We start from the raw sequence: 11616 nt of genomic DNA, 5'->3' as shown, positions 1-11616 counted from the left end.
CCCCCTCCTCCCCCTCCTCCCCCTCATCCCCCTCATCCCCCTCATACCCCTCATCCCCCCACTCCCCACTCCCCACTCCCTAATTTATTCAAAGCGAAAGCGTTCCATGAAGCGGCGGTCAATCCAATCTTTGTAACGCCACAAGAGTTTGTGAGGTGGTAAAGTGATGACACCTCGTATTGCAATAGCTCGTTCATCTCCTGTACCAATTAAACTCAAATATTGTTTCTGTGGTCTATAAGGTTTGAGCGACTTACCTAATGAAATTCGCCGCAAATTCTCAAATAAAGGTTTACCTTGTCTGACAGCAAACACCCCAGCTTTCGGACGCGGATGATTTACCATTGTGGCAATATCACCAGCAGCAAATACCTGCGGGTGCGTTTGAGATTGCAACGTGTCCTCTACCAAAATAAAGCCTTGCTCATCAGTTCTTAATCCAGCGATTTTTAACCATTCGGGTGCTGATGCTTGCGTTACCCAAAAAATTTTATTACACTCTACTCTCAAACCAGATTCACATTTAATTTCAAATATTTCTTGAGTTTCCCTGTGTGTTATAGGTGCGATATTACACACAGTTTCCCCAAGATGGAGCTTAATACCTCGCTCAGTTAAAATTTGCTGGATTTGATGCCGCACTGATGAATGGTAATTGGGCATCAGTTCTTGTCCACGTTGGAATAAATGAATTTCTAGATTTTCAATTGGTTGTTGAGTTTGACGTAAAATTCGATGTAAATGAGATTGCATCGCTAGCGCCAATTCTACACCGCCAGCACCACCGCCTGCGATCGCAATCCTAATTAATTCTTGAGGATTTTTACCTACAGCTTCAATTAGTTCATCCCAATGTTCCAATAGCTGCGATACTGGTTTAGCTGCGATCGCATATTCTGCCGCACCTGATACAGACACTGTGGCCGGAGTGCTGCCAATATCAATAGACAGCACATCAAAATCTACCACAAGTCCGTTAGCACAAAGAATTTTGTTGTTTTTCAAGTCTAGGGCAACTACTCTGTCAATATATAACTGTGCTTGAGCAAAATTCGCTAAAGGTCGCAAGTCAATATGACATTCATCGTGGCTGTAAAATCCGGCAATATGTCCTGGTAACATTCCAGAGTAGGCTGTCTTTTTGGCTGCGGTAATCAACGTCAAACGGACTCCAGCTAAAGGCTTTATCCCAAACATTCTCAGGACAATCGCATGGCTATGACCGCCACCAATCAGCACTAGGTCTTTAACTTTCGGCTGTAAGTTTTGCTGCATTGAAGTACTTAATAGCAATTCTATTTGAGTTGTGATATTTTTGATGTTCGCGTAGCGGCGACCGTAGGATAAGACTGTCCCCGAAGTTTTTGAATTTTGAATTGTTATTGATGCTTTTTATGCTATGAAAAATATTTCACCGACAAACAACAGTCAATTATCAAAAATATGTCTTAGGATATATGCTTTCCAGGAAAAATTTCATCCAATTCAGCATCAGTCGCCAAAACAACGTTTAAGAATAGCAATTGAACAACTAGGGAATAAGACAATAGAAACCAGTCTAGCTGTAATTAATGATTTAGAGCAAATTACTCAAAATCATCCACATTACCACTGGATAATCATGGACATTCTCACTACTTTTGTTCGAGAAAATGCTCTTTACATGACCCAAGAGGAATTAACGAAGTCGGAAGTCGGAAGTCGGAAGTCGGAAGAGACGCGATTAATCGCGTCTGTACTTTGTAATGGGGATTTAACTCCAACACAAAACTTGCCACTTGATAGTTGCGGGGACTTAAACCCACAGAATTTGTTAACGAGCAACCTCAGACCAAAAGTTCGTGCAGATATTCAAGCAGCCCTTACCGTTATCGCTAGAAGAGATGTAAACAAAGACCCAGAAAATGAGCAACTTGATTTGAGTCACACGGACATCAGGGGGGCAAACCTAAATAGGGCGAACCTAGAACAGACAAATCTCTATCAAGCTAATCTTGCTGGGGCTAACCTGAGAGAAGCTAATCTTGCTGGGGCGGTTCTCAGTGCAGCTAACCTAGAAGGAGCTAACTTATATCTAGCCAACTTAGAGGGAGCAATTCTCAGTGCAGCCAACCTAGAAGGAGCTAACCTAGAAGGAGCTAACCTGCATCGTGCAAGTTTATATCTAGCTAGGTTGCATGGGGCAATTCTGAATGATGCCAGACTCGATGGGGCAAATATCAGGGAAGCCAAATTCTCTGAGTAATTGAAGAAGAATTCAGAAGTCAGAATTCAGAATTCAGGAGTCAGAATCAATACTTCGGCAAGTGGCACAGGTAGCTCTGCGCTTTTATTCTGTTTCGATAAATTCTTCAATTTCTCTTCTTTCCTTCTTCCTTTGCGCTCTTTGCGTCCTTTGCGGTTCGTTCCTTTACCCTTCAAACTTCGCTTGAGGGACTACTAGTAGTGCGTCAAGCCAACAATTCTTGGTAAATCAACTTTTTATTTCTGTCTTTTCCTTCTTCCTTTGCGCTCTTTGCGTCCTTTGCGGTTCGTTCCTTTACCCTTCAAACTTCGCTTGAGGGACTACTAGTACCGCAAGGCGGAATTCAAAAGTCAAAAGTCAAAATGAATACAGCGTAAGCGTTTCATTCTTTTGGAATGGGTGATTTATTTCTGTCGTAGCGTATAAGTATATTCGATGTCATTCCCTAGTTCAATGAGTGTCTTGCCACCTATTATAATTTTCTGTTAAATGCTATACTATTTTTCCCCAATATCTAAGTAATAATTCTAGGTTGTGAGGAAAATTTTTACCATGTCTTCTAAAAAGACAGACCCTCTGTTGAATTGGTTGATAACTATAACAGTTTTATTTGGCTTCTCATTGACTGTAATTTTCTTCGCATTGTCTAATATTAAGCAATTGTCAATCCAGGAAAAAATCCAGTATAGAAACCAAGCATTAACAACTACTGCAATAGTTTTTCTCGCATCCGCAGCAATGTTTAATACTTATTATGCAGCAAAGCGTGCCCAAGCGATGCAAAAAAATGCGATCGCAGCTGAGAAAAACCTGGAAATTGGCATTCAAAATACAAAAGTCAATCAAGACAGATTGATTGCAGAGCGCTTTATGGGGGCAATTGGTCAGCTTGGTCATGAAAAGGTTGAAACCCGGACAGGGGCAATTTATGCATTAGAAAGAGTTGCTCAGGATTTTCCCCAAGAACACTGGACAATCATGGAAATTCTCACTGCCTTTGTGCGAGAGAATGCACCTATCCAGCACGTAAAAGCAGAGCAACAAAAGGCGGAATACTCAACAGCAGTTTACTCAAGTAGGCGTCGAGGTGGGTCGCGTCCGACACAGCAATTGGAGCAAAACCTCCATGAAGAATTGCCAAAAATACGCACTGATATTCAAGCAGCTCTAACTGTCATCGGTAGGCGTAATTTACTCGAAGACCCAAAAGAGCAAAAACTTGATTTACGTAATACCGACATTAGAGGGGCAGACCTACTCAAAGCTAACCTGCAACTAGCCGACTTACGTGGGGCTGACCTGAGTGGGGCTGACTTGCGTGAAGCTGACTTGAGTGAGGCTGACCTTAACGGCGCTAAACTCGTTAAGTCTATTCTCTATGAAACCAAATTACTAAAAGCTAGCTTATGTGGAGCTAACCTTTGTTGGGCTAATCTCAACCGCGCCAATCTTTGTGGGGCAAACATGCGTTCAGCCAACCTCTCTGGAGCAAGTCTGCGTGTAGCTAATCTCCAAGGAGCAAACCTCTATAAAGCTAATTTGCAACAAGCGACCTTGAAAGTCGCCAACCTCTCTGGGGCAAAGCTGTTTTTAGCTAACTTGCAAGGAGCAAAACTGGGTAAAGCCAATCTGCACATGACGGGTTTGATTGGTGCCAACCTCTCAGGGGCTAATTTAAATGGTGCCAACCTTTCTGGGGCTAACTTGAATGCAGCCAAACTCCAGCAAACAGAAGTCTATTTTGCCAACCTCTCAGAAGCCAGTTTAACGGAAGCTGACTTGTATCAAGCTAACCTCATTGGAGCAAACCTACATAAGGCAACCTTTTATCAAGCGAACCTAACTCAGGCTAACCTCATGGGAGCTAACTTTTCAGAAGCTAACCTCAGTGATGTCAAACTGGAAGGGACAATTTTGACAGGAGCGAAAAACTTAGAGTTGCAGCAGATTAGAGAAGCACTTGGCGATCGCACCACTCGTCTACCTGATTATATCGAAGCACCGACACATTGGCGTCAGTCTGGTTAAGTTATCTCAGCATCATTAGTTATTTGGGCGCATTCTACCAGTTTCACTTAATGCTATAGTTTTTACTAAAAGTCTCCGTAATAATTCTGGAGATGAGGAAGACTAAAGCTATGTCTGATAACAACACAGACGCTCGGAGAAATTGGTTAATAGTTCTACCATCATTTATATTTATTCTTTTTTTAATTGCTGTTTTTTTAGCCTTTGTGAATGCTGAAGGTTTATCAACAGAGCAAAGGTTAGATTATGGAATTAAAGCTTTAACAACTACTGGAACCATTTTTGTTGGAATTGCTGTATTCATCAATGCGTTCTATGCAGCGAAACGTGCGGAAGCTATGGATAAAAGTGCTGAGGCTGCAAATAAGAGTGCTGAAGCTGCAAATAAGAGTGCCGAAGCTGCTTTAAGAAATGCAGAAGCAGCACAAGACAAGCAAATCACAGAACGCTTTGCAAAAGCTATTGAACAGCTTGGCAATGAAAAGATTGAAACGCGATTAGGGGCAATTTATACTTTAGAACGAATCGCCAAGGATTCCCCAAAAGACCACTGGACAATTATGGAAATTCTTACAGCTTTTGTACGAGAGAATGCACCTTTGAAAAAAGACGAGGAGCAGGAATCACCAAAAATTCGCACCGATATTCAAGCAGCCCTTACCGTTATCGGACGACGCAATTGTAAGAATGACCCGAAAAAACAAAGGCTCAATTTAAGTAATACAGATATTAGAGGGGCAAACCTAATTGAAGTTAATCTACAATGGGCAAACCTGACTCTAATTAACCTGAAAGGAGCAAACCTTACGGAAGCTAATTTAGAATGGGCATCGCTAAATGGAGCAAACTTGCAAGGAGCAACTCTTATGGAAGCCAAACTGCAAGAAGCAGATATTGGTATGGAAGCTAATTTGCAAGGAGCAAACTTAAATGAAGCTAACCTAAATGGGACATTCCTTTATGGAGCTAATCTGCAAATGGCAAACCTTTCTGAAGCTAATTTGAAAGGCGCACACCTTGGGGGAACCAAAAACCTAGAACAGAAGCAGATTGAATCGGCAATTGGCGATCGCACCACTTGCCTACCTGATTATATCGAAGCACCGACACATTGGCGTCAGTCCGGTTAAATTAAGCGTCAATGAGTTATTTGGGCGCATTTTACCGTTTTTACGCTATTGGTACTTACGCAAAATATCTCTCAAACTCTGATTTCTCTGTGTCCTCTGCGCCTCTGCGGTTCGTTATTCCGTAACTCGTGCGTAAGTCCTAGCTATGTATGATCACAACACACAGAAGCAATAAGACTGCAAAGATGTAACTAAATATGAACCGATTGCAAAAACCTAAACTCTTTTTTGATACTATATAAGATTATACTTTTTAAATATTGATTGACCTATGAGCAAAAATACTCTGTTTGATAAAGTTTGGGACTTACACACCGTTGGTACACTTCCCTCAGGGCTGACGCAACTATTTATCGGGCTTCACCTAATTCATGAAGTCACCAGTCCCCAGGCTTTTGCGATGTTACGCGAGAGGGGTCTAAAAGTACTTTTTCCAGAGCGTACCGTTGCTACAGTCGATCATATTGTACCCACAGAAAACCAGGCGCGTCCCTTTGCCGACAGCTTGGCAGAAGAGATGATCCAGGCGCTGGAAAATAACTGTCAAGAAAATGACATAACTTTTTACAATATTGGTTCTGGTAGTCAGGGTATAGTTCATGTCATCGCTCCAGAACTTGGGCTGACCCAGCCAGGAATGACGATCGCTTGTGGAGATAGCCACACTTCGAGTCATGGGGCATTTGGTGCGATCGCATTTGGTATTGGTACTAGCCAAGTCCGCGATGTTCTCGCTTCCCAAACTCTCGCCCTTTCCAAACTGAAAGTCCGCAAAATTGAAGTTAACGGCACTCTCAACCCTGGAGTTTACGCCAAAGATGTAATTTTACATATCATCCGCACACTTGGCGTTAAAGGCGGTGTGGGCTATGCTTACGAATTTGCAGGTACGACATTTGCACAAATGAATATGGAAGAGAGGATGACTGTCTGCAATATGGCGATCGAAGGCGGTGCCAGATGCGGCTACGTCAATCCCGATCAAGTCACCTACGATTATCTCAAAGGCAGAGATTTTGCACCCATTGGTGCAGATTGGGATCAAGCAGTGGCTTGGTGGGAATCCATCAAGAGCGATGCTGATGCCCAGTACGATGATGTAGTGGTATTTAATGCTGCTGAAATTTCTCCTACCGTCACCTGGGGAATTACTCCCGGTCAAGGTATCGGTGTTAACCAGTCAGTGCCTCAGCCGGAAGAACTGCTGGAAGAAGACCGATTTATTGCCGAAGAAGCTTACCGCTACATGGATTTATATCCTGGTCAACCTATCAAGGGTACAAAAATAGATGTCTGCTTTATTGGTAGTTGCACCAACGGTAGGATTAGTGATTTACGCGAAGCTGCGAAAATCGCCAAAGGTCGCCACGTTGCAGAGGGAATCAAAGCCTTTGTTGTCCCTGGTTCTGAAAGGGTAAAGCAAGAAGCGGAAGCTGAGGGACTGGATAAAATCTTTCAGGAAGCCGGATTTGAGTGGCGTGAACCGGGATGTTCCATGTGCTTGGCCATGAACCCCGATAAGCTACAAGGAAGACAAATCAGTGCCTCTTCCTCTAACCGCAACTTTAAAGGAAGACAGGGTTCCTCCTCCGGTCGGACATTGCTGATGAGTCCGGCGATGGTCGCCACTGCTGCGATTAAAGGCGAAGTTTCTGATGTGCGCGAGTTGCTGTAACCCCACCTGATGGTAGAGAGAAGTCTCTTAGGAACTTCCAAATAAAAAAATATCCAAAAAACTCTCTCTTCCTCATTCCTCTGTGTTCTCTGTGTCTCTGTGGTTCGTTTTCTATATAAAATATATGGTGAGTGAAGTTAAAACAGTTTCAGGGCGTGGTATACCCTTAGTGGGTAATGATATAGATACCGATCGCATCATTCCCGCGCGATATTTGAAAGCCATTACCTTTGATGGTTTAGGTGAAGGTGCATTTATTGATGACCGGACAGCACTTAAAGGTGAACATCCCTTTGACCAACCCCAGTATCAAGGGGCGAAGATTTTAATAGTCAATAGAAATTTTGGCTGTGGCTCATCACGAGAACATGCACCCCAAGCGATCGCTAAACGGGGAATCCAAGCTTTAATTGGTGAAAGCTTTGCAGAAATCTTTTTCGGTAACTGTGTAGCAATGGGCATACCTTGTCTGACAGCCGATGCTGTTACTGTTAAACAACTGCAAGAGTTAGTGGCTGCCAATCCCCAAGCCGCCGTCACAGTCAATCTGGAAACCTTGCAAGTGCAAATTGGTGATTACACCGCCCCAGTTGCGATCGATCAAGGCACCAGAAGCACATTTATATCTGGGACTTGGGACGCTTGCGGTCAGTTGGTGGCGAATGCTAACCAAGTTCGGGCAACGGCTGCAAAATTACCCTACGTGAGTTGGGGTAATTTTGCTACGAGTTAACATTCTCTCGTTCCCTGGCTCTGCCGGGGAATGCTCTCCATTGCCTAATGTACTATATAGGAATTGTGATTGCAGCAGGTACTGGTTCGATAGTTTTGGGGCAAAATCATCAGGGACATATTAAGCGAGTCGGCGGCTGGGGGTATATTTTAGGATGCAGACAACTCAAAATTGACGAGCTACTAAGGAACGTGGATTACAGCTATTTTCAGGTAAATAGACCACGCGGTAAGGGCACAGCAGTGCTGTGCCCCTACGACAGATGTGGTTCAAATACATGAAAACTGCTGTAAATAAAATGCAAAACTTCATCCTATCTCTAGCTTCCCTCTCCAATATATCGGAGAGGGATTGAGGGTGAGGTAAGACAGGGACATAAATTGTATGTTATTTAATTCTTATTCCTAACTGTCAAGTGAAGGCGGAAATTTTTGTAAATCACTTATGGGAAAAGCAGCGAATCTTCCCTTACCTATTTCAGCAGGCTGTTCAGGGAAAAATAACTCAGAACGATTTTCCCAATACCAAGACTCAGCCTCTCTGATGATTTGATCCAATTTTGGCCATCCTTCGTATCCTACCCAAATTAACATTACCTAACTGGTCAGCAACTTGCCAATTAAACAAATGCTTATGATGCTCATCAGCATGTCCAAGATTAAACATGAAAATATCATCTTGGTTGTCGTAGCGAAAAATATTGCCATGCCCCTGAATTGATGCGTTATAAGCATAAGAAAAGGTCTGAACAACAGCATTATTTCCAGACCCTTCTAAAATATTTAAGTACTTGTCTACAGTTATTAAAATCTTGCCTAAACAAGCTATTTCTCCATTTAGGCGAATTTGAGGGATTTCATTAAAGTCATCATCGAAACCTTGCCAGGGACTAAAGATAAGAGACTCTTCAACGACAAAGCCAGTATCAAGAAATTGATTCATCACAGTTCTATGAATTTCTTGATACGAAGAAAATCTATTTGGATCGTGAATACCCGTATTTCTTTTCAATCTGACCTCTAGTCTTCAGAAGCATTAACCAACTACAGATTTCGGAGCATTTTAATGCTTCACCAGTCTTTAAAGCCTGAAGCATATCTTCTGAAGACATTTTATACCGAGATTCATATTCTTGAATCTCGTCATTAACTTGCTTTATCCAAGCTTGCTTTTGCTCAGGAGTAGGAATGATTGCAGCTTGAAACAAAGCATTTACACGCTCTTTGTTTTCATCCTGAGACATGGAAGAAAACTCAGATAGCTTTATTGAAGTGTTGATTGCTACCATAAAAACCCATCCTTAGCCCGTCATAAGCACTTTGTTGGCTTGTAATCACCTATTATCCTAAGATACTCTAAATCAAGCGAAGAAAGCAATAATAGAAGTTTTCAGTTTGCAAATATGCGCCCCAAGAAAGTTACTATTTCAGACCAAGCAGAGGTAGTAGCACTAGAATCATAACGATAACCGTCGTCGCGCATGAAAGTGTGTTCTGCTTCATATAAGAAAACTTTGTGAGGTATGTTAGCATTCTCAATTGCTCTAATTATGGTTTGGCGATCGCTATCTGGGATATGAGGATCAAGAGTACCAAATACCATTAGCATCTCGCCTTTGATTTCACTTACCCGCTCGATTGTATCGGCTACCTCTTTACCCAGTTTGCCACTGGGAATACCAGTCGGGTAACAGCAAACGCAAGCCCGAATTTCGCTTTTAAATGCGGCGCGGAAAGCTAAATGTCCACCAATACAAAAGCCAAGAGTGCCTATTTGATTTGGAGAAACCGCACTCTCTGTTTTCAGAAATTCAATCACAGCCAGGCAATCGGCATCATAATCAGCTACCGAGGTTCGACGAGCATCGTCATTTCCGCGCATCCGTCCCAGATCGTCTGGCTCAATTACTAAACCAACTGGCTCAATTCGGTGAAAAATTTCTGGGGCTGCTACTACATAGCCGTATCCTGCTAAGTAGTTAGCTAGACGAATTATTGGATCACCTAACTGATAAATATCACTGTAGAAGACAATACCAGGGTATTTTCCGGCTGCTTTGGGAGCCGCTACATAAACACGCATTAAGCTGTGATCTACTCTTAACTCAATATTGCGCTTAGTGATTTGCACTTTTTTGTCTCCGTGTATTGCCGAAGGCATTCATCCGCATCTACACAATACCCGAATTTTTGCCAGTATCCGGTTACTTTCAACCCACAATTTGGCGTTCTTCTGCCAGTGAAAGTTTATTGCGATCGCCTTAATACACCCAGTAAAAGCTGTATCTACAGTAAAGGACTTCTAACAAATAAATTATTCAATCTTGTAGGGTGGGCATCTTGCCCGCCTTTAACTACTAAGCAACCATATATCATATCTTTACGTGTTTGTACGCTAGCATTTTATTTATTAAACTCAGTACGATGAAATGACTAGTGAGATAAAGTGGTAAAAATTTTTATTTTTAATATTTAGATTTTTATGGATAATAATCAAAATTTAAAACCAATTTTTTCTTGTAATCCCTTTGAAGTAATTAAACAATACAAGAATATGCATAAGAATAAGGATAATAATATTTATACTCTTCAAGAATTTAAAGATTTGCTAAACACAGTAAAGGAGCCTTTTGCTAATTTTTGCGAATTGATATATCAACAAATACCAGATGAAATCGCTGCCATGAATTTTTATATAATAACACCAGCTAGATTATTAATTGAGGTAGACAGTAATATGTTAGGATCTCCTCCTGAATTCAGGTTACGTATGTATTTAGATATATTTTCATTATTATATATACAATTATCAAGTACAGATATTAAAATAAAGTTTATAGATTTTGCAGGTACATTTTTAGCCAGAAGGATTGTAGAAATAAATCCTGTAATGATAGCAAATATAATTGCTGAAGATGTTAATGCGTTTGATTTTAAATCTCAATCTAATGATAGCTGTGATTTTACTGAAAAAGAAATATTAACTTTCTCCAAAGAAGAACTAGTTAATAAATTTAAAAAATGGTTTCAACATTATCTTCCCTTCTTTTTACAAGCAGTATCTAAGGAGCCAATACCTGCTGTTAGTCAATATATACATTCTAGTAAACCTAAATATAGCTTAGACCTATGTTCAGAAAGAGTATCACCAACAGTACGAAAAGCTTATCACGCTCTACAAGGATTAGTCACGCTGCAACCTTGTAGCGCAAAAGATTGTATTGCAATACAGTACAATCGCCTCAATCCCGACTATCAACTATTACACAATTTATGTCTATTCTTTTTAGAAAATATTAGTCCCAGTCATGAGAGGGGAAATTATAAAACTCTACCTTTTCTCGTCGATATGGCACATTTGTATGAACTTTTTGTTGCAGAATGGCTCAAGAAAAACACCCCACAAGGCTATTTTTTCAAACAGCAACATCCGATAGAAATTAGTCAGAATCGGCACTTCAATATAGATATATTACTGTGTGATGCTGCTACTGGCAAAACAATAGCAGTTTTGGATACAAAGTATAAAGCCCCTGAACGGGGAGGATATACAGATATTCATCAAATGATCAGCTACGCCAACACAACAAAATGCAAGCAAGCCTTTTTGATATACCCCAAAGACTTGCCACAGCCACTAGATATTAAAAGTGATCAAATCCAAGTCCGTAGCCTCACCTTTTCCCTAGATGATAATCTTGATCGCGCAGGTCAAACCTTCTTAAAAAACCTTTTCCTTTTCTCCGAATTTCCTCAGAACTCATACCAATAATTAATAAAGGGGATAGATGACATTCGCTTGCTGC

Annotated in this window: 10 protein-coding genes and 1 pseudogene; 7 read left to right on the top strand and 4 right to left on the bottom strand. The window is 41.3% G+C overall.

Annotated features, from left to right (window positions below; translation table 11 throughout):
* Nucleotides 1-84 precede the first annotated feature (84 nt).
* Complete coding sequence (locus V7K27_RS08980) at nt 85-1275, bottom strand: FAD-dependent oxidoreductase (RefSeq protein WP_334946329.1); 1191 nt, start codon at nt 1273-1275, stop codon at nt 85-87.
* A gap of 124 nt (nt 1276-1399) precedes the next feature.
* On the opposite strand from V7K27_RS08980, the gene V7K27_RS08975 reads away from it, so the two are divergent.
* From V7K27_RS08975 to V7K27_RS08950, 6 genes and pseudogenes are all read left to right on the top strand, one after another.
* Nucleotides 1400-2245, top strand: a complete 846-nt coding sequence (locus tag V7K27_RS08975; protein ID WP_334946328.1) for a pentapeptide repeat-containing protein — start codon at nt 1400-1402, stop codon at nt 2243-2245.
* 552 nt (nt 2246-2797) lie between these two features.
* A complete protein-coding gene (locus V7K27_RS08970; protein WP_334946326.1) occupies nt 2798-4273 on the top strand; it encodes a pentapeptide repeat-containing protein in 1476 nt (491 codons plus the stop codon).
* Between the two features lie 110 nt (nt 4274-4383).
* Nucleotides 4384-5403: a pentapeptide repeat-containing protein gene (locus V7K27_RS08965; RefSeq protein WP_334946324.1), complete on the top strand. Its 1020-nt coding sequence runs from the start codon at nt 4384-4386 to the stop codon at nt 5401-5403.
* A 271-nt stretch (nt 5404-5674) separates the two neighbouring features.
* On the top strand, nt 5675-7078 hold the full coding sequence (gene leuC, locus V7K27_RS08960) for a 3-isopropylmalate dehydratase large subunit (RefSeq protein ID WP_334946322.1): 1404 nt from the start codon (nt 5675-5677) through the stop codon (nt 7076-7078).
* Between the two features lie 124 nt (nt 7079-7202).
* On the top strand, nt 7203-7811 hold the full coding sequence (gene leuD, locus V7K27_RS08955) for a 3-isopropylmalate dehydratase small subunit (protein ID WP_334946321.1): 609 nt from the start codon (nt 7203-7205) through the stop codon (nt 7809-7811).
* A gap of 56 nt (nt 7812-7867) precedes the next feature.
* Nucleotides 7868-7966, top strand: a pseudogene (locus tag V7K27_RS08950) (ATPase); the annotation flags it as partial.
* Between the two features lie 376 nt (nt 7967-8342).
* Here V7K27_RS08950 and V7K27_RS08945 read toward each other — a convergent pair.
* The 3 genes from V7K27_RS08945 to V7K27_RS08935 form a co-directional block, all read right to left on the bottom strand.
* The gene (locus tag V7K27_RS08945) at nt 8343-8756 is read right to left on the bottom strand and encodes a hypothetical protein (RefSeq protein ID WP_334946319.1); all 414 of its coding nucleotides are present in this window, start codon (nt 8754-8756) and stop codon (nt 8343-8345) included.
* Nucleotides 8757-8787: 31 nt separating this feature from the next.
* A complete protein-coding gene (locus V7K27_RS08940; RefSeq protein WP_334946317.1) occupies nt 8788-9099 on the bottom strand; it encodes a hypothetical protein in 312 nt (103 codons plus the stop codon).
* Nucleotides 9100-9200: 101 nt separating this feature from the next.
* Nucleotides 9201-9941, bottom strand: a complete 741-nt coding sequence (locus tag V7K27_RS08935) for a dienelactone hydrolase family protein (protein WP_334946315.1) — start codon at nt 9939-9941, stop codon at nt 9201-9203.
* A gap of 351 nt (nt 9942-10292) precedes the next feature.
* On the opposite strand from V7K27_RS08935, the gene V7K27_RS08930 reads away from it, so the two are divergent.
* Nucleotides 10293-11582 carry a 5-methylcytosine restriction system specificity protein McrC gene (locus V7K27_RS08930; RefSeq protein ID WP_334946313.1) on the top strand — a complete coding sequence of 430 codons (1290 nt, stop codon included), beginning with the start codon at nt 10293-10295 and terminating at the stop codon, nt 11580-11582.
* Nucleotides 11583-11616: the final 34 nt, after the last annotated feature.

Origin of the sequence: Nostoc sp. (assembly GCF_036919575.1) — a bacterium.
Lineage (GTDB): Bacteria > Cyanobacteriota > Cyanobacteriia > Cyanobacteriales > Nostocaceae > Nostoc.
The sequence above is the reverse complement of the archived record's forward strand: the minus strand, read 5'-3'. Positions and strand labels throughout refer to the sequence as shown.